Genomic DNA, 22867 nt, shown 5'->3' with positions numbered 1-22867 from the left:
TGCGCCGTCAGGGACTTGAACCCCGAACCCGCGGATTAAGAGTCCGCTGCTCTGCCAATTGAGCTAACGGCGCGTGTCGCCTTGGCGGCCCGGCTGGGCGGGACTCCCCGGCGACAGGAAGAACAGTAGCAGGCGGGGCGGACTCAGTGCGAATCGATTCACGGGGCCGTGACCTGTCGGTCCTTGGCCCGAGCCTTGCCCTCTCCTTGGCTCAGTCCTTGGCGGGCAGGGCGCTGACCATGCCCCGCCACAGGGCGATCGCGGTGGCCCGGGAGCCCACGCCGAGCTTGGCGTAGATGCGGTTGACGTGGTTCTTGACGGTCTTCTCGCTCAGGAACAGCTGGCGGGCGATCTCGCCGTTGGACCGGCCGCTGGCGATCAGGTCCATCACCTCGGCCTCGCGCGCCGACAGGCCCAGGCTGACCCGGCTGGCGTCGCGCACGCCGCGCAGCACGTCCCGGGCGGTGAAGTCGCCCGGGACCAGGTGCCCGCAGGCCCCGGCGCGCACGGCGACCTCGACGGCGCCCCGGTCGTCGGGGGCGGCCAGCACGAACACCCGGGCCGCGCGGCTGAGCGGCGCGGTGTGGCCGGTGCGGGCGGCGCCGGCGTCCAGCAGGACGATGTCGGGCCGCAGGCGTTCGGCCAGGTCGAGCGCGTCGGGGCCGCCGGCGGTCTCGGCGACGACCTCCAGCTCGTCGCTGGCGGCCAGCAGGGATACCACGGTGGCACGGGCGCGCGGGTCGCCGTCCACCACCAGAACACGGAGTGGGGCCGTTTCGTCGACGCTCATGCGGTCTCCGGCGTTCGCCCTTGGGGTGTCATTGGCGTGTATAAGGTCGGAGCATAACTGTCCGATCTTCCGGAGCCAATGTCCCCGAGGCGTGCGCCGGAGACCGGCGTCGCATGGCGCGGTCAGGACGCGGTGAGCGACCGCATGGGATCGGCCAGCTCATTGCGGTAGAAATCGAAGAATCCGTCCGGATCGGGGCCCGCGTTCATCAGCGTGAGATGGTCGAACCCGGCGTCCACGAACTGCCGCGCGGTGTCCAGATGGCGTTGCGGGTCGGGGCCGCAGCCGAAGTTCTCCCGCATGTCGTCCTCGGTCACCGTGCTCGTGGCGGCCTCGAAGTTGACCGGGTTGGGCAGCTCGGACTGCACCTTCCAGCCGGTCACGCCGAACCGCATCAGCCGGTGCGCCGACGCGACGGCCTCCTGCTCGCTCGGCGCCCACGACAGCGGCACCTCGCAGTAGCGCGGCCCCTTGCCCCCGGCCTCGGCGAACGCCTCCAGCACCTTGGGCTCGGGCAGCGTGTTGAAGATGCCGTCGCCGAGGTCGGCGGCCAGCTCGGCGGCGCGCGGCCCGCCCGCGGCCACGATGATCTCGGGCAGCTCGTCGGGCAGGTCGAAGACCCGGGCGTCCTCCAGGTCCAGGTACTTGCCCTCGTAGCTCTGGTAGCCGCCGGTCCACAGCAGCCGGATGATCTCCAGGGCCTCGCGGAACATCTGGTGCCGCACGGTGACCGACGGCCAGCCGCCGCCCACCACGTGCTCGTTGAGCCGCTCGCCGGAGCCGACGCCGAGCACGAAGCGGCCGTCGGACAGGATCTGGGTGGTCGCCGCGGCCTGCGCGATGATCGCCGGGTGGTAGCGGACGAACGGGCAGGTCACCCCGGTCATCAGCCGGATGGTGGAGGTCTGCGCGGCGGCCGAGGCGAGCATCGACCAGGCGAAGCCGGAATGGTGGTGGCTCTCCAGCCAGGGGTGGTAGTGGTCGCTGACCTCGACGAAGTCGAACCCCGCCTGCTCGGCCGCCACCGCCTGCCGGACGATCTCCTTGGGCGGGTAGGCCTCGGCGAACAGCTTGTAACCGATCTTCATGCGGGTCCTCCCGGAAATGGCGCGTCGTTCCTCTGCGGAAGGTGTCCGGGAGTGCGCGGCTTACACGTGCCGGGCGGCAAACAAGGCCCAAACATGACCGCGTTGTCGGTGTTCCCTCGTACGGTGTGGCGTCATGACCTCTCAGGACGTTCTGGAAATTCCCGTCGAATGGCGGGCATATCTGCACCCCTGGCGCGGCCGGCCGCCGGTGCCCGCCCTTGAGCCCGATCCCGATGCCGCCGCGTGGCTGCGCGAGCTGACCCGCGCCGCGTCGGGCACCGTCGAGGGCGTGGCGGCGGGCGCGGAGACCGAGCCGGAGATCGGGGAGCGGATGCGCGCCTGGTTGCGCGGCGAGCCCGACCCGGTGGGGGCGGCGGCGACGGCGCTGGTCCTGGTGCACGGGGAGCGGCCCTCGGTGTTCGACGAGGAGCAGAACGGGCCGGTCGCCGCGGCGGACCGGCGGAGGTTCGCCGACGCGTGGGCCGCCGAGCACGGCCTGGCGTTCGCGGCCTGCGCGTTCGCCGAGCTGAGCGGGTTGCACTACGGATGGGAGGCGAGGCGGCAGCAACCCCGGCCCCGGGTCGGTCTGACCGCGAGACTCGTCATGGTCCAGGCCGAGGGGGCGACGCGCGCCTACGCGGGCGTCACGAGCGTCCGGGTCACCGATCACCTTCCCTGGCGGACATGCTGGTGGGGAATGGGTGAGGACACGCTCATGTTGCGACTGCGCACTCTGCTGGCGGACGCTCCGGACGCCGAGTACGAGGAGGCCGCCGAGCGGCTGGCCGCGCACCGGGTCCTGGCGTTCCAGATGATGGCCGCGTCCTACCTGATCCCCACCAGGCAGGACTGGATGGACGAGTGCTGCTCGCTGCGCGCCCGGCTGTTCGCCCAGGACGTCGCCCGGCTCCAGTTCCTCTGCTCGATCAGCACGCCCGCCCATGTCGAGGCGTTCCACCAGCGCAGGGGGTCGCTGAGCCCGCAGGAGCTCACCATGGAGATCCTCGGGACGCTGCTGGTGGGGGCTGGGGCGGCGGCTTGGCCGATGCTGGAGGACAGCCTGTCGTACTACTACCACGGCACCGAGCAGGACCGGCCGGAGCGCGCCCTGCTGCTGGAGGCGCTCACGCTGCTGCCCGCCGCCGAGGTGTTCCCGCTGCTGGTGCGGTACCGCGCGCAGAAGGGCATCCACCCCGCCCTGCACGTGGCCGCCGGGCGTCATCCCGTGCAGGCCGCGCGGGGACTGGCCCCGATCGTCGCGAAGGGCACCACGGACTCGCTAGCGGCGGCCGGGGTACTGGAGGGGTGGCTGCGCGCCTACGGGAGCGGGCCGCCCGCCGAGATCGACGAGCTGCCCGCCGACGTCCGCAAGGTGATCGACCCGTACCTGCGACCGCGCCTCCCGGCCGCCGACGACCTGCCGGAGCTGCTGGTCTCCCCGCCCTGGACGCGCAAGGGCGCCCGGCCCAAGCCGCACACCGCCCCGGGCCTCGCCGCCCCCGCCGGGCGCGCGGCGTGGGAGCCAGGCGAGCGCGAGGAGTGGCAGGGCAATGTCCCGTTCTGGTCCGGAGCCAAGGACGTCGCGTGGGACGAGATCGCGCGGACCTGGGCTCCCGAGCACGTGTGGCACGCGGACGGCTGGCTGCCCCCGGTGATCGCGCGGTTCGAGGAGGCGGCGCTGCCGGTGGCGCTGGCCGTGGCCCGGAAGGCGCCCGTCCACCACGGGCACCTGCTGCTGCCGTTCCTGGACGTCGAGGTGGCGCGGCTGATGGCGGGCTGGCTGGCGCGCCACCGGAAGGCGGGCCCGATCGCGCGCCGGTGGTTCGAGCGGCACGGGACGGCGACGGTGCCGTTCCTGCTGCCCGACGCGTTCGGCAAGGCGACGGCCGAACGCCGCGCCGCCGAAGGGGCCCTGCGCCTGCTGGCCTCCTGCCACACCCCCGACGCGGTCGCTGAAGCCGCCGCCGAGCACGGCGACGCCGTCCGGACGGTCCTCGACCTGAACCCCTTGGACCTCGTGCCCGCCCGCGCCCCGAAGATCGCCTGGGCCGACCCAGCGCGCCTGCCGCAGATCCTGCTGCGCGACCGCCGCCGCGCGCTGCCCGACGTCGCCGCCGGGCACGTGCTGACCATGCTGGCGATCTCCCGCCCCGGGGACGAGTACGCGGGCCTGGAGACGGTCCGCGCCCTGTGCGGCCCGGCGTCGCTGGCGGAATTCTCCTGGTCGGTCTACCTGCGCTGGCAGGCCGAGGGCGCTCCCACCAAGGACGGCTGGGCGATGGCCCAGCTGGGCCTGCTCGGCGACGACGCCACCGTGCGGCGGCTGACCCCGCTGATCCGCGCCTGGCCGGGTGAGAGCGCCACCGCGCGGGCGGCCAACGGCCTGGACGTGCTCGCGGCGATCGGCACCGACGTGGCGCTGACGCATCTCTACGGGATCGCGCGCAAGCTCAAGTTCAAGGGGCTGAAGGCGCGGGCGCGCGCGAAGGTCGAGGAGATCGCGGCGGCGCGGGGCCTGACCCCCGACCAGCTCGCCGACCGCGCCGTCCCCCACTTCGGCCTGGACGCCGACGGCAGCATGGTCCTGGACTACGGTCCGCGCCACTTCCGGCTGGGCTTCAACGAGCAGCTTGCCCCGTTCGTCATCGGCGACGACGGCCGGGTGCGCAAGACGGCCCCCAAGCCGACCCCGACCGACGACTCGGAGCTGGCCCCGGCCGCGCACGCCCTGTTCGTCGCGCTGCGCAAGGACGTGAAGGCGGTCGCAGAAGAGGAGATCCGCCGCCTGGAACGGGCGATGGTGACCGGCCGCGAATGGACCCCGGCCGAGTTCGCCGAGCTGTTCGTGGCGCACCCTCTCCTGTGGCACCTGGTGCGCCGCCTGGTCTGGCAGGCCGGGGAGACGCCGTTCCGCCTGGCCGAGGACCGGACCTTCGCCGACGTGGACGACGACCTGCTGGCCGTCCCCGACGACGCCCGGATCTCCCTCGCCCACCCCCTGCACCTGGGCGAGTCCGTCAAAGCCTGGGCGGAGCTGTTCGCCGACTACGAGATCCTGCAACCCTTCCCGCAGCTCGGCCGCCCGGTCCACCTGCTGACCGACGCCGAACGCGCCGCGACGCGCCTGACGCGGATCGAGGGCATGACCGCCGACTACGGCCGGATGAAGGGCCTGTCCAAGGGCCGCTGGCTCAGCGACGACTCCGGCGGCTGGATCGCCCGCCGCGACGGGAACGGCCACCACCTGATCGCCGAACTGTCCCCGGGCCTCGGCGCCTACGACGGCTACAGCGGCTACGAGCAGACCTTCCGCGCCGTCCGCGTGGCGGCCACCCCCACCGCCGCCTCCGACGGGACCCTCACCCTGGACGACCTGGACCCGGTGATCGTCTCCGAGGCGATCGCGGACCTGACCCGCCCGCCCGCCTAGCACGCCGAAGGCCCCCGCCGCGTCGCGACGGGGGCCTTCCGGTGGCTATCGGGTGGTGCAGACCCAGCTGATCCAGCGGCCACCGCCCGCGTTGGAGATGGCGTTCCGCTGCGCCTCGGCCTTGGTCTCGCCGTGGCCGCCCCAGTACTTGTTGGTCCTGGAGTTGAACGCGACCGCGCCGCAACCGTTGACGAAGGTCGTGAGGACCTTGCAGCCGGAGGTGGGGCACTCGTTCAGCGCCCGCCGCCTGGCGGCGGAGGCGGAGTCGTAGTCCCACGCCTTGCCGACCGAGCCGTTGCTCCCCACGGCGATGGCCCCCCAGTTCTGCGGGGGCGGGGAGTAGGTGTGCTCCGGCGGGGACGGCGTCGAGCTCGGCGCGCTGAAGTTCGGCGGGCTGTAGGTCGGCGGCGTCGGCAGGGTGGGCAGCGTGGTGCGCCCGACCGTCGACGCGCGCGGCGAGTCGTCGCCGCCGCGCAGCAGCAGGAAGGCGCCGCCGCCGATCAGCAGCACGACGACCGCGCCGACGATGACGAGGATGAGGGCCGCCGGGTTGCCGTTCGGCGGCCGCGGAGGCCCAGGCGGCCCCCATCCCGGCGGACCGGGCGGCCCTGGCGGACCGGGCGGTCCCCAGCCGGGCTGCCCGGGCGGAGGTCCGTAGGGGGGACGGCCGCCGTGAGGCGGCTGAGGGGGTTGCACCTGACCGCTCCCAGAATGCGACGAATATCCGGAGGATCATAGCGATTCCCCCAGCAGGCTCGCACGGGGATAAACCACTACCCTCCGCCGCACAACCAGGACAGAACGCACCCAACCCCCACTCACCACGGCCATCGCCCCCACCCCGCGGGCCGGACGCCGCCCAAAACGACCGACACCGGTCACGCAACACCCGGGCATCCCCGCAGCTCAGCGGCGCAACAGCCGGGAAATTCGTGCACGGCGGGGACTGTGAGGCGAAAGACGGTCTACTTTGCGCCGAGATGGGCAATCACCGGTCGTGCTCCATGCCCGGCCCGCCGCACAACCGGCGGCGCGGGCTCCGCGACCATCCCGGAGGATGTTGTGATCACTGACGAGGCGCCGGCCCGGACGGCGGAAGGGCGCATCGAGGCACCGGCCCGCCCGGCGGACGGGCTCACCCTCGACGGGCTCAAGCGACGCTTCCCGGGAGTGCTGGTCTGGTTCGGCCGCCACACGGGCCTGTTCTGGGCGATGGTCGAGGTCCGCGGCGTCTCGCGCCTGGTGGAGGCGGCCTCACCGGAGCGCCTGGCCGACGCGATCACCCGAGCCGGCCGCCCCCCGGCCTGGTGACCCTCCGCGGAAAGGGCGAAGGGCCCGGCCACCTCGCGGTGGCCGGGCCCTTCGTCGTCTTTCTGTTCCCCACCTTGCGCGACGATCCCGCACCGAGGCGGAACGGGAACCCGAAGAGTCATTTCAGAGAACGAGAAGACTCGAATCCCTCAGACATCAAAGAGCCGAACCGGATTTCGGGGGACCGTCGCCGAAACGCTCGGTCAGGGCTTGACGCAGATTCCCTTGCCGTTCCTCTTGAACGTCTTGGCGACGCTGGCCAGCTTCGCGGTCGCCGTCGGAGGGTTGTACCGCGGGGGGAACTTGATGAGCACGACGCCCTTGGCCTGGTAGGCGCGCTTGCTCGTCACGCAGGCGAGGTCGCCGCCGGTCCGGGCCTTGCCGAAGCCCTTGCCCGTGCTCGCCTTGCCCGCCCGGCGGCCGTCGACCATCCGCGAACTGACCGTGACGTGCGTCGCTCCGGCGCCCGCGCCGGTGCAGGTGATCGACAGGTGCGCGTTGATCTTCCGCTTCTTCGAGCTCGCGCCGGGGTGCGGGGCGTCGTAGGCCTTGTTGCCCTTGAACGAGCCCCGGCAGTTGATGACCGCGGCGGCGGCCTGGGCGCCGACCCCGGCCGGCCGGGCGGTGAAGGTGAAGTCCTCCCCGTCGGCGACCGCGAGGTCCTGGAACGATTCCGCTGCGGCGACGGGCGCGGCCGGAGAGCCGGTGCCGGCGAAGACGGGCGACGGAGAGAATGAGACCGCGCTAATCGCGACGGCCGTGGAAAAGCAGGTCATCCTCAAAAGGGTCTTCACTTTTGCCTCCAGCTGCATCCGGATGGTCAAGGGGAAAGTATCAGGAGCTGATCATGTTATCAACTGGCGAGCCCGAAACTTCCCGAAATCCCCCTATCGCCCAGATGCAGTCCAAGGGTGTGATATCCGGCATCGCCACAAGCACGGCTTACCACATCGACAACGACGCCGACGAACGAATTAATTTTCAACAAACACCCGTTCCGCAGGGGTCTTGCACGTCAGGCGCGACAAACCCGGCACGGTCATTCCGCGACCCGCCCGCGCCATCTCCCAATACGAGAATGCGTTCGACCCCGGGGAAATATAGGTTTGTCCCATGCTCGAACGCATCGCCCCGGATCAGCTGGCCTGGTTCACCGCCTGGGCCGTCGCCTCGGCCGAACAGACCGACGGCCCTCCGCTGCCGGCGGCCTACGACCACACGATCGCGGTGCTCCACCCCGGTGCCGAACCGGCCACCGACGACCTGACCGCGCCCTTCCAGGGACCGTCCTCGGCCGAAGGGCACCCGTCCGACGGGCAGAAGACCGCCCTCGACCGGATCCTCCTGGCCACCACCGGCCCCGGCGCCCCTGCCTGCCTGGCGTCCTACGACGCCGACCCCGGCTCCGGCACGGAACTCCTCATCACTTCCACCGGCCCCGGCCCGGCGTCACCGCCGCATGACGCCGTGTCCGCCGACGGCCCACCGCTCGACGACATCGCCGAGCGGGTGAGCGGGCACATCGCCTACCTCCTGGTCGCCGGCCCCCTCCAGGACCTGGTGTACTCCGCGTGGGAGGCCCGCTGGGACTACGAGCAGCCCGTGACGATGCTCTGGCCCGCCGACCGCGCCTGGTGCCTGTCGAGCGACCCGGACCTCCCGTACACCGTCATCGGCTGCGCCCGCCCACTCGCCGAGCGCCTCCTCGCCGAGCCCGTCCTGCGCGCCCGGCGGATGCGCTCCGGCGAATGACGAAGGCCCTGGTCATCTCTACGATGACCAGGGCCTTCGGCTGGGGTGAGTGACGGGACTTGAACCCGCGACATCTTGGACCACAACCAAGTGCTCTACCAGCTGAGCTACACCCACCACGGCCGGAATCGCTTCCGGCTCAAGTAAGTGTAGCGGCTTCCAGGGGGCGGTTCGCCACTCCGGCCGTGCGCTCGATCACTGAGCCGCCTCGGCCTCGGCGACGACCCGGGCCGCCACGGCGCGGGCCGTCTCGGTGTCGGGGCCGGGCTGCTCCACGAAGACGGCGGCGCGGTAGTAGCGCAGTTCCCGGATGCTCTCGGTGATGTCGGCCAGGGCTCGGTGGCCGCCCTTCTTCTCCGGGCTCGCGAAGTAGACGCGCGGGTACCAGCGGCGGGCCAGTTCCTTGATGCTGGACACGTCCACCATGCGGTAGTGCAGGTAGTCGTCCAGCGCGGGCATGTCGCGAGCTAGGAACGAGCGGTCGGTCGCGATCGAGTTGCCGCACAGCGGGGCCTTCTTGGGCTCCTTGACGTGCGTGCGCACGTAGGTGAGGACCGCGTCCTCGGCCTCGGCCAGGGTGACGCCGCCGGGCAGCTCCTCCAGCAGGCCGGAGGTGGTGTGCATGTCGCGCACCACCTTCGACATCTGCTCCAGGGACTCCTGCGGCGGCTTCACCACCACGTCGACGCCCTCGTCCAGGATGTTCAGTTCGCTGTCGGTCACCAGCGCGGCAATCTCGATCAGCGCGTCCTCGCGCAGGTCGAGCCCTGTCATTTCGCAGTCGATCCACACGAGCCGCTCGTTCATGGGTTTCACCCTACGACCATGAACGACTGCGCGGGGCATCGAGGTGCCGGGGAAGTCACCCCGCCAGGTGGGCGGGGACGGGGATGCCGGGGCGCAGGCGGGGGTCGGGTTCCAAGGGGCCGTAGGTCTGGCGGATCGGCCGCACGCCCGCCCAGATGTCCAGCTCGTAGTCCGCGTCGTCGTCGGAGGGCGGGCCCTGGCGGGTCTTCACGCTGGCCTCTTCCAGGGAGAGGGCCAGGACCTTGGTCGCGGCCAGTTCCTTGCGGGTGGGCGCGCGGAGCGCGTCCCACTGGCCGGGGGCCAGGTTCTCGGTGATGGTGCGCAGGCCCGCCAGCTTCTCGTCGGGGTCGGTGACGACGCGGGGGGTGCCGTAGACGATCGCGCTCCGGTAGTTCATCGAGTGGTTGAACGTCGAGCGGGCCAGCACCAGGCCGTCCAGGTGGGTCACCGTCACGCAGACCTCGGCGCCGGTGGCCAGGCTCGCCGAGCCCGTCGAGCCGTGCAGGTACAGGGTGTCGCCGCTGCGGCCGTAGCCGGTGGGCAGCACGACCGGCGTCCCGTTGATCAGCACGCCCAGGTGGCAGATCAGGCCCTCGTCCAGGATCTCGTACAGGGCGGTGCGGTCGGTGGCGGCGCGGTCGCGGCCCCGGCGCAGGCGGGTCCGGGGCGTGGGCGACAGGGGGGTGCTGGTCATGGCGATTACGCTAGAGGGGGCGGTGGCCTGGTCAGTAGGGCCACTTGGTGGGTGATGGCGGGAGACCACTTTGGCGAACCACGATCTGCCTCTGGTGGTCGAGCGGGGGCGGGACGTCCCGATGAGCGTCCAGGTCGTGCGGCAGTTGCGCGCCGCGATGAGCGACGGGCGGCTCGTCGCGGGGGAGCGGCTGCCGTCCAGCCGGGCGTTGGCGGGCGCGTTGAAGGTCAGCCGGACCGTGGTGACCGAGGCGTACGAGCAGCTGTACGCCGAAGGGTGGCTCGAAGGGCGGCACGGGTCGGGCACGTTCGTCAGCGACGTCAGCGCCGTGCCCCGGCCCGTCGAGCGGGCGGCGGCCCCCGCGCCGCCAGAGCGGAAGGGGATCGACCTGCGGCCGGGCGTCCCCTGGGTCGGGGCCCTCGACACGCCCGCGTGGCGGCGCGCCTGGCGGCTCGCGGCCACCGTCGAGCGGGTGAACCGGCCCGATCCCGGCGGCCTGCCGGGGTTGCGCGCCGCGCTCGCCGAGCACGTGCGGCGCGGGCGCGGCGTCGCCTGCTCCGCCGACCGGGTGCTGGTCACGCGCGGCGCCACCAACGGGCTGGACATGCTCGCCGCCACCGTCCTGCGGCCCGGCGACCGGGTGGGCGTCGAGGACCCCGGCTACAACGGGGCCAAGGCGGTGCTGGCCGGGCGCGGGCTGGAGCTGGTGCCGTGCCCGGTGGACGAGCACGGGCTCGTGGTGGACGCGCTGCCCGACGACCTGCGGCTCGTCTACACCACCCCGTCGCACCAGTACCCGCTCGGCGGCGTGCTGCCCGTGCCGCGACGGCAGGCGCTGCTCGCCTGGGCCCGCCGCACCGGCGCCCTGGTCGCCGAGGACGACTACGACGGCGAGTTCCGCTACGACGTGGCCCCGCTGCCCGCCCTCTACGGCCTCGACCCGGAGGTCGTGGTCTACCTCGGCACCACCTCCAAGATCCTCACCTCGGACGTCGGGGTGGGCTGGCTGGTGGCCCGGCCCGACCTGGTGGCCGCCGTCGCCGCCCGCCGCAGGCTCCTGAACGACCGCACCGCCGTCGTGCCGCAGGAGGCGATGCGGCTGCTGCTGGAGCGCGGCGACCTGGACCGGTACCTGCGGCGGATGCGCGCCGAGTACGCCCGCCGCCGCGCCGTCGTCGCCCAGGCCCTGGCGGGCCTGCCCCTGCGCGGCGACACCGCCGGGCTGCACGTCGTCCTGGCGGTCCCCGACGCCGAGCGTGTCGCGGCGGAGGCGGCCGCGAACGGCGTCCTGGTCGACACGCTGACCCGCCATCACGCCGGGCCGTGCACGATGTCCGGGCTGGTCATCGGCTACGGCTCGGCGGCGACGCACAGCGAGTTGCGCGCCGGATGCGCCGTGATCCGGCACGTGGCGCGCCCCTAGGAACGGAGGCTGGCCGGTTCCGGGGCCACGATGTTCGGGATGCGGGGGGCGAGCAGCGGCGGGTTGGAGACCTCGCGGGCGCTGGGCGCGCTGCGCGGGCGGGGGATGGGCGCCAGGGGCGTCTCGGGGCCGGTGATGCGGCGGATGTCGATGCCGCCGGGATCGGGCCGGGCCGCCTCGGGCACCTGGGACGCGCCGTAGTGGCCGCCCCGCGCCCAGGACCGGCGGTCGCGCCCGGAGTGGTAGGAGTAGGGCACCGACAGCGGGGGCCCGGCGGGCCAGCGCCGCGCCACGTTCCACGAGTCGAGCCAGCGCACGATCGTGTCCAGCCCGGTCATGGCGGTCCCGGTGAACGGGTCGCGCGCCTGCGCCACCACCATGATCTGCAGGCAGACCCGGCCCTCGCGCCCGACCCCGCCCAGCAGCCGCCCGGCGCGGGTGGCCGGGAGCAGTTGCACGGTCTCGCCCGAGCACGGGTTCCAGACCAGGTGCGCGGCCAGGTCGGCGCGGATCAGGTCGGCGGCCACCGAGCGGGCCGAGACCCGGCGGGGGTCGGATTCGCTGGAAAGCCAGACGACGCGCGGCGCGCCTCCCCGCAGCGCCCCGCCGTCCCGTCGAACCGGCATGCGGCCGGCGTCCGGCAGCCATGCGTCAGCCACTGCGTCCCCCCAATCGGGCGGTCAGGCCCCGAATTGGTGTAGTCCTCTTCGTAGTCCAGGCGGGCCGCCAAGTCCAGCCGAGGACCAGGACCGTTATCGGGGTGTAGCGGATAGTTAGTCCGTGAGCCACCACTTTGGCCCGGGGTCGTCGCTGATGCGTACCCCTCCCACCGTGAGATTCCACCTTGCCTCGGGGTCGTTCTGGTGACCTTTCCGGGCTGGCGGGGCGTTCGGGCCGGTCACGGCCTTGCGGACGGTCCGGTGGCGCTGGGCCGGGCGGCGGCCGGAAGTGGCCGGGGGGTTACGGACGGTCCGCTCGGCCGGGGGCGGCCTTCACAGCCCGGACCGAGCCGCGTTCTAATAGGGCCTCATGACGGTTGACGCTGAACTTCCAGCCGGGGTCCCCGGCATCGACGTCCCCCGCCTGGCCGCGTGGCTGGCGCGCACGCTGCCGGGCTCCGGCGGCATCACCACGATCGACCTGATCGCGGGCGGGCGCTCGAACCTCACCTACGGGATCACGCTGGCGGGTGGCCGCCGCATCGTGCTCCGCCGCCCGCCGCTCGGCCACGTGCTGCCGACCGCGCACGACATGGGCCGCGAGTACCGCGTGCTGAGCGCGCTGGGCGCGGGCAGCGACGTCCCGGTGCCCGCCACGCTCGCCTTCTGCGACGACGAGGAGGTCATCGGCGCCCGCTTCTACCTGATGGACTTCGTCGAGGGCCGCGTGCTGCGCACCCGCGAGGACGCCGCCGACCTGCGCTCCGAGCAGGCCGAGGCGCTGAGCGGGGCGCTGGTGGACGCGCTGGCGGCCGTGCACACCGTGGACGTCGAGAAGGTCGGGCTCGCCGACTTCGGACGGCCCAGCGGGTACATGGAGCGGCAGCTCAAGCGCTGGGGCAAGCAGTGGGACGCCTCCCAGGACGCGATCCGCGCCACCGGCACCGTCCGCGACCTGCCCGAGTACGCCCGGCTGACCGCGCGCCTGGCCGAGCGGCTGCCCGCCGACGCCCCGGCCCGCCTGGTGCACGGCGACTTCCGGCTGGACAACGCGCTGGCCCGGCTGGAGCCCCGCCCCGAGATCGCCGCCGTGGTGGACTGGGAGATGTCCACCCTGGGCGACCCGCTGTCGGACCTCGGCCTCACGCTGGTCTACTGGGCCGAGTCCGGCGACGCCGAGCAGCTCCCGGTCGGCGCGACCATCACCACCGCGCCCGGCTTCGTCTCCCGCCGCGACTTCGCCGAGCGCTACGCCCGCCGCACCGGCTTCGACCTGGGCGGGATGGACTTCTACGTCGCTTTCGCCTGCTTCAAGCTCGCGGTGATCCTGGAGGGCATCCACGCCCGGTTCCTCCAGAACGCCACGGTCGGCGAGGGCTTCGACCAGATCGGCGATGCGGTGCCGGTGCTATTGGGCCGCGCGCACGCCGTCCTAGACCCCAACGCCGACTGGTGGTGACGGGGAAACGGGACGGGTCCGGCTGAGGCGCGGGCGCCGCACCACACCGCGCCCCAACCGGGGTTCTTCAGCAGTAGGACACGGCGGCGTACCCGCCCGGAGCGAACGAGACCGACCCGCTCCGGCTGCCCCAGCACATCCGGTTGGTGCGCTCCACCGCCACCTGCGCGGACTGCCCGGCCGCCAGGTGGCCCGCGCCGCCCGCCGCGAGCGAGCCCGACGTCCCGGTGACCCGCCAGTCCACCGGCCCGCCGACCGCTGTGATGGTGATCGTGCACGACCTGTCCCGGTCCATCCGGCAGCCGGTCACGCTGAGGCCGCCCGGCTGCGGCGGCCGGGGCCGCGACGGGGTGGCCGACGGGGCCGGGCGCGACGGCGTCCGGGTGGGCCGTGCCGAGGGCGTGCGACTGGGGGACGCCGACGGCGTCGGGGTCGGCCGCTCGGTCGTCGGCCGCGCGCTGGGCGTGCGGGACGGCTTCGCCGACGGGCTGGCGGACGGGCTCTCCTTCTCCGGCTCCGGCGGCAGGTCCTCCATCGTCTCCGACGCGGCGGCCGGGCCCGGCGCGGCCGATGGCGTCTCCGGCGGTCCGCTGGGCAGGATGGCGATCACCCCGGCGACCAGCGCGATCACGACGGCCCCCGCGCCCAGCGCGGCGGGCAGCCCGCGCCTGCGAGAGCCGGACGGCGCGTGCCGCTCAGGCTGCGCCCGGTAGGGCAGCGGCCAGCCGTCCGCGCCGAACGGGCCCGCCGCCTCCGCCACCGCCCGGCGCGCCTCGCCGCGTTCGGGATTCGTCGCGGCGTCCAGCACCTCCAGTTTCAGGTCGGCCGGGACCGCCGCGACCGGCAGCACCGCCAGCAGCCGGTCCACCGGCAGGTCGGGCACCTGCTGCGCGCCGCAGGTCGGGCAGCCCGACACGTGCCGGGTCAGCGCCCCGGCCTCCTGCGGCGACAGCGGCCACGGCCCGGCGCTCAGCGCCGCCGCGCTCGCGCAGCCGTCGTGGTGGGCCTGCGCGACCAGGACGGCGTGCAGTGCGGCGGCCAGGTCGCGGTGGGCGCCATCGAGCAACTGCTCGGCGTCCGACGGCGACGTGCCGAAGACACCGGCGAGGTCGGCCGCCGTCAGCTCGTGCCGCACCGCCAGATCGATCGCCTCGCGCTGCCGCCCGCTGAGCGCGGCCAGCGCGGTGAGCGCCAGCGTCCGGTGCTCGGCGCGGTGGGCGCGCTGCTCGGGCGTCAGGTCCGCGTCGCCGGTCTCGGCGGCCTCCTGGCCCAGGTGGCGGCTGGGGGAGTCGCGCCGCCGCAGGCACTCGCGGCGCGCGATCGCGTACAACCAGCCGCGCAGCCGCTCGGGCTCGCGCAGCCCGCCCACCCGCTCGCGCGCGGTGACCAGGCAGCCGCGCAGCGCCCCGGCGGCCTCCACGCGGTCGCGCAACATGCCGTGGCAGTAGTCGAACAGGAACGGCGCGTAGGCGTCGTAGACCCGGGTGAGCGCGATCGCGTCCCCCGCCCGCAAGGCGTCCGCTAAGCGGGGGTCATCGGGTTGGCCACCGGTCACGAGAGATCCTCCAGGGCGGTGCGACGGCTCACTTCTCGGTCGTGCTCAGAAGGGTCCGACGCCGGGACCCCGTCCTCGGTTGACCGATCTTGCCATCGAAACCGGGAGGTTCGTGTGTCGAAAGGGACAGGTGCGGCGCGCCGGAGCGGCGCGCGCCGGGACACGGCGCGTTGACCACGACGTTCGGCGGCGGGTGTGATGTGGGTCTCGTTCCGGCGGTCCGGGGCGGGCGCGGCACCCCCGGTGATCAGCGCACCGGCCTCTGGTCGCCGTCCGGCGGGCCGTCGCCGCCCCCGCCGTCCGCGCACGTCCAGAAGACCGCCGCCGATCCGCCCGGCGCGAACGACACCGTGCCGCTGCCGCCCTCGCCGTCGCACGCGCCGCTGCGCGTCGCGGTGACGGTGGCGCTGCGCCCGGCCGCGAGCGTGCCGCCGCCGGCCGCGCCGACGCCCGCGGCCCCGATGACCCGCCAGTCGACCGGCCCGCCCACGGCGGTGACGGTGACGCCGCACGACCGCGCCGGGGCGTTGATCGTGCAGCCGGAGACCGCCAGCGTGCCCTGCGCGGGCTCGCGTTCGGGCGTCCGGGGGGCCCGCGTCGTCGGCCGCGTGGTGGGCTTCCGCGACGGCGTCGGGACGGGGCTGGAGGTGGTGGGGGTGGGCGACGGCGACTCGCTGGGCGTCGGGGAAGGGGATTCGCTGGGCTCGGGCGGCTCGGTGTCGTCGCTGCTCTCGGTCGGGTCCGGCGCGGACACGGTGCCCGGTGGACGCTGCGCGCTGGTGCGCTCGGTGCCGCCGTCCGGCATCAGCATGAACGCCGCCGTCACCACGAGGATCACCGCGGCGGCGGCCGCGAGCGCGGGCCACAACCGGGGCGGCGCGGAGCGGCGGCGCTTCTCCGGGACGGCGGCCGCGCCGTCCACCGGGACCGGCCAGCCCCAGGTGTCGAACGGCTCGGCGCGGTCGGCGATCCATTCGCGCAGCTCGGCGGCGCCGGGGTCGGCGGCGTCCTGGAGGATCTCGTTGCGCAGCTCCGGCGGCATCAGCGCCACCGGCAGCACCTGGAGCAGCCGCGCGGTGGAGACGGTGCGGTCGCGGCGCTCGGTGCAGGTCCGGCAGGACTCGATGTGCCGGACGAGGCGGCGCACCACCGGCGGTGTCAGCGGGCCGTCCCCGCCGTCGGCCAGCGCCGCGACCTCGGGGCAGCCGTCGCGGCCGGTGCGGGCGATGAGCGCCGCCGCCAGCGCGTCGTCCAGCCGCCGTTGCGCCTCGCCGGTCAGGTCGGTGGCCTCCTGCGCGTCGATGCCGAGCACCCCGGCGACCTCGGCGGCGTCCAGGCCGTGCCGGGACATCAGGTCGAGTGCCTCGCGCTCGCGGCCGTTCAGCCCCGACAGCGCGCCGTGCACGAGGCGGCGCGTCTCCAGCCGCCGGGCGCGTTCACCGGCGTCCAGGAACATGTCCTCGACTTCGGGTGCCTCGCGGCGCTCGGTGGGACGGTCCGGGTCGCGCAGCCGTCTGAGGCACTCGTTGCGCACCAGCGTGTACAACCACGCCCGGAACCGGACGGGTTCGCGTAGCAGCGCCACGTGCGCGGCGGCGGCGAGCAGCGCGTCGTGCAACGCGCCCGCCGCCGACTCCTGGTCGCGCAGCAGCGCGTGGCAGTAGTCGTAGAGCCGGGCCGCGTAACGATCGACGATCTGGGGGAGCGCGCCCGCTTCCCCGGCGGCCAGGGACAGCGCCAGGCGCTCGTCGTCGGCGTGGTCGAGATGGGGCCAACCGGACACGAGGTCCTCCCGCGAGCTTCGAGGGGTCGAGCCGTCACGGCTCAGGGGTCCAGGCTCAACAGATGGGGAAGTCGCTTCTCCCGGCGGCCTGGATCGCCGCCCGTCCCTGTCGCGGGTCAGGGAGCGCGGAGAGAAGGTCGGAGGCCCGACGGCCCCGCTCCCCGTCGGGCCTCCACTAGATTGACGGGCGACCCCGGCATCCGGTTGACACCGGTTGGCAAAGAAATTTGGGTTTTGGGGTTTTCGTTCCGGGACGACGGCGACGGCCCCCGTCCGCCGGGGCGGACGGGGGCCGTGTCGGCCGGTGGGACGGCTGGTGGGACGGCTACTCCTTCATGCGGCGGGCGAGCATCAGCAGGAAGATCTTGGAGATCTCCTGCGGCGTCTGGGCCACCTGCACCGAGCCGTTGGTGACGTCGGCGATCTTCTTCAGCTCGTTCGGGTCCACGCCCTTGCCGAAGCCGATCATGTTGATCTGGATCGGCCGGTTGGGGTCCTGCTCCTTCTTCAGCGCCGCGATCGTCTGGTTCAGCGTGGGGCCGCCGGGGTCGTCGTTGGCCCCGTCGGTCAGCAGCAGGATCGAGTTGCCGAACTCGGCCTTGTAGGTGCGCTTCATGTGCCGGTAGGCGGCCAGCACGCTGTCGTACAGGCCGGTGTCGCCGTCGGGCTTGGGCCGCATCTGGTTCATCTGGGACAACACGAGGTTGCGGCGGGTGATGGAGCCGATCCGCTCGCCCAGCGGGCCGACCGAGACGGCCTCGCGGTAGTCGCGGTCGCCCTGGAGCTTGGTGGAGAACAACCACACGCCGAGCTCGGTGTCGTTGGACATCATGCTCAGCCCGCCCTGGGCGATCTGCGCGGTGGCCTGCATCCGGGTGGCGGTGGGCGAGACCTTCTCGGCCATGGAGCCCGACACGTCGATCAGCGTCAGCATGCGCAGCCCGAGCGCGATCTTGGCCCACGCCTGCATCACCTCGGTGACCTCGGCGGGCTTGGGCTGCGGCAGCTGGCGCGGGCGGGCCGCGCTGACGCCGTACCGGGCCGAGAACCCGCCGGGCGCCTTGCCGTCGGGCGAGCGGAAGCCCAGCTCGCGCACGTCGCTCCGGGTGGTCTCGGTGTTCATCGCCTGCTCCAGCAGGCGCGCCGCCTTCTGCTTGTCGCCGTCGCCGCTGGTCACGGCGAACGGGTAGTCCATCAGCAGCGTGCCCTCGCGCGGGTACAGCGCGACGGCGGGCTCCTGCGGGGAGCGCTTGTTGTAGGTGTACAGCGCCTGCTCCGACGACAACGACACCGGCTGCCGCCCGGTGCGGCCCTTGCGGAACTGGGCGAACTGCGCCTGCTGGGTCGGCGCGGTGCTCTCCCGGACGGTGCGCACGATGCCGGTGAAGATCGACTCGCGCGCCGGGTCGTTGGTCAGCAGCGCACTGGTGATCATGAGGGAGCCCATGCCGGCCGCGTTGCGGGTGGGCTCGGGCACCAGCAGCCGCACCGCGTTCGGCGGGATCATCTGGTTCTTGGTCACGCCGCCGCCCGCCACGCCGCCGGCGGCCTTCAGCAGGTTGTCCCACGAGGGCGTGGCGGTGATGCCCTGCTGCTTGAGCTGGTTGGCCAGGGTGCGCGGCAGGCCGACCACGATCGGGCTGGCGGCCACCGAGGTCTTGGTGGTCTGCACCGCGTCGCGGCCCTTGGGCGAGCCGCGCACCAGCGAGGTCCACAGGGAGGAGTCGGGGATCCACACGTCGGGGCGCTGGTCGCCGCCGGACGGCACGCCCTGGCCCGACAGCAGCGTGGCCACCGCCGACGGCTCGGAGCGGGCGACGTTGGCCTTGACGCACTTGCCGCCGACCTTGTGCTTGGCGTCGTTGAAGCGCCCGGCGGCCTTGACGACGGCGGGCTCGATGTCGGGGGCCGCCGCCACCGCCAGGGTGATGGCGTCGTCACCGCCGCAGTCGCCGCCGCTCTCGGCGAACGCGTAGACGCCGACGCCGAGCAGCAACATCAGGCCGACCGCGCCCGCCATCGGGCCGATCAGCGCCGACGCCCGGCGCTTCTTCTTGCGCCGGGAGAACTCGCCGGACCCGCCGTAGGAACCGCTCCCGCCGTAGCCTCCGGAGCCGCCGCTACCGCCCGCCTTGCCGCCGAAGAAGCCAGTGGGGCTCTCGTCGGAGCGGCTGATCGCGTCGTAGTCGTCGTCGCGCCGCCCGGCGAACGCGCCGCTCTCGCCGTAGGGGTCCTGGCGGGGCGGCTGCTGCTGGTCGCCGTAGGAGCGGCCCAGGCCGTAGCCTCCGGCGTCCGACGCGCCGGTGAAGCCGCCCTGCCCGTACACCGACTCCTCGCGGGAACCGCGCGAGGTGAACCACTCGGGCGTCTCCGAGGACTGCCCGGGGGCGGGGCCGCCGGAGGGATACTGCCCGGACGGGTCGTATCCGGAGGGGCTCTGGCCGGGGGAGGGCTGTCCCGGGCCGGGTTGTCCTGGGCCGGGTTGTCCTGGGCCGGGCTGACCCGGACCGGCGGGCTGCCCCGGGCCCTGCTGTCCCTGGACGGGCCGGTCGGACGGGGGCGTCGCCGGGGACCCCTGGCTGTCCCGTGGCCCGAACCAGGCGGACGAGCCGTCGTTGGCCGGGCCGAAGACCGGCCGCGACCCCGGGGCGTCGTGCTCGCCGTCGCCCGGCGTCCCCTCGGGGAAGTCATTGCGATGACGTCCGCTCACGGCTGCCCTCGATTCACCAGAAACCCGTCGATGTTCCCCGGCACTGTAGTAGTACGGACCTGAGGTTACAAAGAACTCAAAAATGATAATGACGCAGGTCATCAGCGTATGTCAGCCGGACAGCGGCATCGAGGGGGCCGGTGACGATCCGCTCACACTCCGCGCGGCAACTCCCGGGGCGGGCCGATCGTCCCTAGAACTAGGGGACGAGGACTGCGGGCGGCGAGCCCGGCCGGGCATCTCCGGTCGGCGAGGGGGCGGGTGCCGGTGGGCGGGACGACCGGGCAGAAAATCGATGTGAACGGGGCCGGAACGGGGGACGCCGGGCGCGGTTCGCTGGCCGGGCGGGCCCGGACCGTCCTGGCCTGGACCGGGGTGGCCGGATGGGGCCTGTGGGCGCTGGTCCGCTGGGCCGGGGGCGACCGGCTGCCGGTGATCGGGGAGCTGGCCGCGCCGTTGCTGGCGGTGACGCCGTTCGTGGCGGTCGCCGCCCCGGTGCCGGTGGTCGCGGCGCTGTTGCTGCGCCGCCCGGCGGCGGCCGTCGCGGCGGCGCTGGTCGCGGTGAGCCTGGGCGCGGCGGTGTTGCCCCGGGCGTTCGGCGGCGGCCAGCCCGCGCCGCACGGCCCGGTGATCAGGGTGATGAGCGCCAACCTGTACTTCGGCGAGACCGACGCCGACCAGCTCGTCGACCTGGTCCGGCGCGGGAACGTCGACGTGCTGAGCCTCCAGGAGCTGCCGCCCGAGGCCGTGGGCCGCTACGAGCGCGCCGGGCTGGCGCGGCTGTTGCCGTACAAGGTCGTGGACGCGCGCGTCCAGGCCGCCGGATCGGGCCTTTACTCGCGGTACCCGCTGCGTGCCCTGCCCGCGCTGCCCCGCACCCAGATGGCGATGCCGAGCGCGGAACTGGCCGTTAGTGGCCGGAAGATCGAGATCACGGCGGTGCACCCGGTGCCGCCGATCTCCGGGGAGAGCCACCGCGACTGGCGGCGCGACATCGGCGAGCTGCCCGCCGCGAGCGGCGCGGACGGTGCGCCGGTCCGCATCCTGGCGGGCGACTTCAACGCCACCCTCGACCACGCCACCCTGCGCGCCCTGATCGGCCGCGGCTACGCCGACGCCGCCGACCGGACCGGCAAGGGCCTGGTGCACACCTGGGGCACGGCGATCCCGCTGACCCTGGACCACGTCCTGGTGGACCGGCGGGCCCGGGTGCGCTCCTACACCGTCCACGACCTGCACGGCAGCGACCACCGCGCGGTCGTCGCCGAGCTGGGGCTGCCCTGACCGGCACGTCCCGGCGGGTCGCGGACGGTCGGCACAATGGGGGGATGGCCCAGCTCGTTCCCGTCACCGACCCCGCCGACCCGCGCCTGGCCGACTACACCCGGCTGCGCGACGTCAACCTGCGCAAGAGCCTGGAGGCCGAGCACGGGCTGTTCATCGCCGAGGGCGAGAAGGTGATCCGCCGCGCGGTCGGCACCGGGCATCCGGTGCGGTCGTTGCTGATGGCGCGCCGCTGGGCCGACCCGCTCGCCGACCTGCTGGACGGCGTGGACGCGCCCGTCTACGTCGCCGACGACGCCGTGGTGGAGGCGGTGGCGGGCTTCCAGGTGCACCGCGGCGCGCTCGCCTCGCTGGTCAGGCTGCCGCTGCCGCCGGTCGCCGATCTGGTCGCCGGGGCGCGGCGGCTGCTGGTGCTGGAGGACCTGGTCGACCACGCCAACGTCGGCTCGATCTTCCGGTGCGCGGCGGCGCTCGGCGTCGACGCGGTGGTGTTGTCGCCGCGCTGCGCCGACCCCCTCTACCGGCGCGCGATCAAGGTGTCGATGGGCGCGGTCTTCGCCGTCCCCTACGCGCGGATGGACAACTGGCGCGACGGCCTCGGCGCGCTGCGCGAGGCCGGGTTCACGCTGCTGGCCCTCACCCCCGACCAGGCCGCCGTCCCGCTCGACGACGCCAAGACCGGCGACCGGGCCGCGCTGCTGCTCGGCTCGGAGGGCGACGGGCTGACCTCGCACTGGCTGGCCGAGGCCGACCAGCCGGTCTGCATCCCGATGAGCGCGCAGGCCATGGCCAACGGCGTGGACTCGCTGAACGTGGTGGCCGCCGCCGCGATCGCCTGCCACGCGCTGATGCGCGCCTGACGCCCGTCCTGGCCGGGCGCCCGCATGGCGACGCCTGGCCTGGTCCTGCTCGCGGTCCTCCTCGCCAAGCGCCTACTTGCCGAACACGCCCTTGCGCGGCCGCCGGTGGGTGCCCTTGGCGCGCCGCCGGGCCTCCACCACGGCGGCCGGATCGGCGCGGCGGCCCAGCCGGAGCTGGGTCAGCAGCAGCGAGAACGCCACCAGCAGCGCCGCCAGCCACGCCACCTGCGTGCTGGCCATCCGCTCGAACGTGAGCTCCTGGGCGACGGGCGTCTGGTTGTTGCGCAGGCGGCTCTCGGGGGCGCTCGTCATCGTGGCGGTGCTCGGCGGCGCGACCGAGGGGCTCTGCGCGATCGGCGGCAGCGCGACCTGGGGGGTTTGGGCGTTCTCGGACTTGAACGAGCCGTTCGGGGACGGCGGCGTGTAGTCTCCGCCGCCGGTCGAACCGGAACCGCCGGAGCCCGACCCGGAACCGCCGCTCGAACCGGACCCGGAGTTCGATCCGCCGCCCGACGACCCCTTGTCCTTGTCCTTGCCGTCCTTCCCGTCCGACGGTCCCTTGCCCGACCCCGGTGACAGGGACGGCGAGGGCGACGGCGTGGGCTTGGTCGGCTTGGTCGTGGGGGGCTTGGTCGGCGGGACCGGCGACTCCGGATCGGTGGGCGTGGGTGTGGGCGTGGGTGTGGGCGAGGTCGGCGACGGTGAGGGCGACGGCTCGCCGGGCTCGTCGTCCTTCACCGGCGTGAAGGTGACCTTCGCGACGCCGGACGCCGATGTGCCCGCCTTGGTCGCGGTCACGGTAAGGGAGAGCGTCGTCTTCTCCTTCACCGCGCTCTCGCCCAGCGTCACCGACGCCGTCGCGGCGGCCGTGCGGGCGGAGACCGCGCTCAGGTCGCAACCCGCCGCCGTCTTCACCGCCGGGGCGCGGCAGGTGAACGACACCGCGTCCGGTCCGGTGACGCGCAACGTCGCGCCCTTGAAGTCGCGGGTTCCGCGCGTGACCAGCGCGGTCACCGTAGCGGTCTGCCCCGCCGTGCGGACCTGCGCGGGCGGCGACACGCTGACCGCGAGCGCCGCCGCCGAGGCCGCCTGCGCCGGGACCGCGCCCGCGGCCAGCACCGCGGCCGCGCCGAGGCCGAGCAGCATCGGTCTGCCTGCCGGTGGGGGGAACACCGCGTCAGCACCTCCTTGTGCGCCTGAGCCTCGCCCTACCCCAAGGGCCGTCGCCGAAATCATGCGAACACGGATCTACGGCTCGAATC

18 protein-coding genes and 2 tRNA genes are annotated in these 22867 nt (G+C 73.7%); 7 read left to right on the top strand and 13 right to left on the bottom strand.

The features are described 5' to 3' along the window. The 3 genes from AH6_RS32775 to AH6_RS32765 form a co-directional block, all read right to left on the bottom strand. Window positions 1–73 (bottom strand) — tRNA-Lys (locus tag AH6_RS32775). A 138-nt stretch (window positions 74–211) separates the two neighbouring features. After that, window positions 212–790 carry a response regulator transcription factor gene (locus AH6_RS32770; RefSeq protein WP_067487960.1) on the bottom strand — a complete coding sequence of 193 codons (579 nt, stop codon included), beginning with the start codon at window positions 788–790 and terminating at the stop codon, window positions 212–214. 122 nt (window positions 791–912) lie between these two features. Continuing rightward, window positions 913–1878, bottom strand: a complete 966-nt coding sequence (locus AH6_RS32765) for a TIGR03557 family F420-dependent LLM class oxidoreductase (RefSeq protein ID WP_067487958.1) — start codon at window positions 1876–1878, stop codon at window positions 913–915. Window positions 1879–2011: 133 nt separating this feature from the next. Here AH6_RS32765 and AH6_RS46820 point away from each other — a divergent pair, with 133 nt between their 5' ends. Further along, window positions 2012–5308: a DUF4132 domain-containing protein gene (locus tag AH6_RS46820; RefSeq protein ID WP_157431872.1), complete on the top strand. Its 3297-nt coding sequence runs from the start codon at window positions 2012–2014 to the stop codon at window positions 5306–5308. A 45-nt stretch (window positions 5309–5353) separates the two neighbouring features. On the opposite strand, the gene AH6_RS32755 is transcribed toward AH6_RS46820, so the two are convergent. After that, complete coding sequence (locus tag AH6_RS32755; protein ID WP_067487954.1) at window positions 5354–5818, bottom strand: DUF4189 domain-containing protein; 465 nt, start codon at window positions 5816–5818, stop codon at window positions 5354–5356. A 552-nt stretch (window positions 5819–6370) separates the two neighbouring features. On the opposite strand from AH6_RS32755, the gene AH6_RS32750 reads away from it, so the two are divergent. Beyond that, window positions 6371–6619: a hypothetical protein gene (locus AH6_RS32750; RefSeq protein WP_245679564.1), complete on the top strand. Its 249-nt coding sequence runs from the start codon at window positions 6371–6373 to the stop codon at window positions 6617–6619. Between the two features lie 203 nt (window positions 6620–6822). Here AH6_RS32750 and AH6_RS32745 read toward each other — a convergent pair whose 3' ends face one another. Further along, the gene (locus AH6_RS32745) at window positions 6823–7443 is read right to left on the bottom strand and encodes a hypothetical protein (protein WP_157431871.1); all 621 of its coding nucleotides are present in this window, start codon (window positions 7441–7443) and stop codon (window positions 6823–6825) included. A gap of 289 nt (window positions 7444–7732) precedes the next feature. Here AH6_RS32745 and AH6_RS32740 point away from each other — a divergent pair, with 289 nt between their 5' ends. Continuing rightward, a complete protein-coding gene (locus tag AH6_RS32740; RefSeq protein ID WP_067487950.1) occupies window positions 7733–8371 on the top strand; it encodes a hypothetical protein in 639 nt (212 codons plus the stop codon). Between the two features lie 41 nt (window positions 8372–8412). Here the strand turns inward: AH6_RS32740 and AH6_RS32735 are convergent. The 3 genes from AH6_RS32735 to AH6_RS32725 form a co-directional block, all read right to left on the bottom strand. Beyond that, window positions 8413–8488, bottom strand: a tRNA-His gene (locus tag AH6_RS32735). A 78-nt stretch (window positions 8489–8566) separates the two neighbouring features. After that, entirely contained in the window at window positions 8567–9178 is a 612-nt protein-coding gene (orn, locus tag AH6_RS32730; protein ID WP_067487948.1) for an oligoribonuclease, read from the bottom strand. 55 nt (window positions 9179–9233) lie between these two features. Beyond that, the gene (locus AH6_RS32725; protein WP_067487946.1) at window positions 9234–9872 is read right to left on the bottom strand and encodes a pyridoxamine 5'-phosphate oxidase family protein; all 639 of its coding nucleotides are present in this window, start codon (window positions 9870–9872) and stop codon (window positions 9234–9236) included. Window positions 9873–9993: 121 nt separating this feature from the next. Between AH6_RS32725 and pdxR the strand changes: the two genes are divergently transcribed. Next, window positions 9994–11295, top strand: a complete 1302-nt coding sequence (gene pdxR, locus AH6_RS32720) for a MocR-like pyridoxine biosynthesis transcription factor PdxR (protein WP_067488001.1) — start codon at window positions 9994–9996, stop codon at window positions 11293–11295. On the opposite strand, the gene AH6_RS32715 is transcribed toward pdxR, so the two are convergent. Further along, window positions 11292–11921, bottom strand: a complete 630-nt coding sequence (locus AH6_RS32715) for a hypothetical protein (protein WP_067488003.1) — start codon at window positions 11919–11921, stop codon at window positions 11292–11294. The genes pdxR and AH6_RS32715 overlap by 4 nt on opposite strands. Window positions 11922–12324: 403 nt before the next feature. Between AH6_RS32715 and AH6_RS32710 the strand changes: the two genes are divergently transcribed. Beyond that, window positions 12325–13413, top strand: a complete 1089-nt coding sequence (locus tag AH6_RS32710) for a phosphotransferase family protein (RefSeq protein ID WP_067487945.1) — start codon at window positions 12325–12327, stop codon at window positions 13411–13413. A gap of 67 nt (window positions 13414–13480) precedes the next feature. Here AH6_RS32710 and AH6_RS32705 read toward each other — a convergent pair whose 3' ends face one another. The 3 genes from AH6_RS32705 to AH6_RS32695 form a co-directional block, all read right to left on the bottom strand. Then, on the bottom strand, window positions 13481–14926 hold the full coding sequence (locus tag AH6_RS32705; protein WP_067487944.1) for an RNA polymerase sigma factor: 1446 nt from the start codon (window positions 14924–14926) through the stop codon (window positions 13481–13483). 289 nt (window positions 14927–15215) lie between these two features. Next, entirely contained in the window at window positions 15216–16751 is a 1536-nt protein-coding gene (locus AH6_RS32700) for an RNA polymerase sigma factor (protein WP_067487943.1), read from the bottom strand. Between the two features lie 325 nt (window positions 16752–17076). Further along, window positions 17077–19461 (bottom strand): VWA domain-containing protein, encoded by a 2385-nt coding sequence (locus tag AH6_RS32695; RefSeq protein ID WP_067487941.1) that lies wholly within the window; start codon window positions 19459–19461, stop codon window positions 17077–17079. Between the two features lie 297 nt (window positions 19462–19758). Here AH6_RS32695 and AH6_RS32690 point away from each other — a divergent pair, with 297 nt between their 5' ends. Together AH6_RS32690 and AH6_RS32685 are read left to right on the top strand one after the other, a co-directional pair. Then, window positions 19759–20745 (top strand): endonuclease/exonuclease/phosphatase family protein, encoded by a 987-nt coding sequence (locus AH6_RS32690; protein ID WP_083983708.1) that lies wholly within the window; start codon window positions 19759–19761, stop codon window positions 20743–20745. Between the two features lie 44 nt (window positions 20746–20789). After that, window positions 20790–21605 (top strand): TrmH family RNA methyltransferase, encoded by an 816-nt coding sequence (locus tag AH6_RS32685; RefSeq protein ID WP_067487939.1) that lies wholly within the window; start codon window positions 20790–20792, stop codon window positions 21603–21605. 72 nt (window positions 21606–21677) lie between these two features. Here AH6_RS32685 and AH6_RS32680 read toward each other — a convergent pair whose 3' ends face one another. Further along, on the bottom strand, window positions 21678–22751 hold the full coding sequence (locus AH6_RS32680) for a hypothetical protein (RefSeq protein ID WP_067487937.1): 1074 nt from the start codon (window positions 22749–22751) through the stop codon (window positions 21678–21680). Window positions 22752–22867: the final 116 nt, after the last annotated feature.

Source organism: Actinomadura hibisca NBRC 15177 (assembly GCF_001552635.1).
In the GTDB taxonomy this organism is placed as follows: Bacteria; Actinomycetota; Actinomycetes; order Streptosporangiales; family Streptosporangiaceae; genus Spirillospora; species Spirillospora hibisca.
The sequence above is the reverse complement of the archived record's forward strand: the minus strand, read 5'-3'. Positions and strand labels throughout refer to the sequence as shown.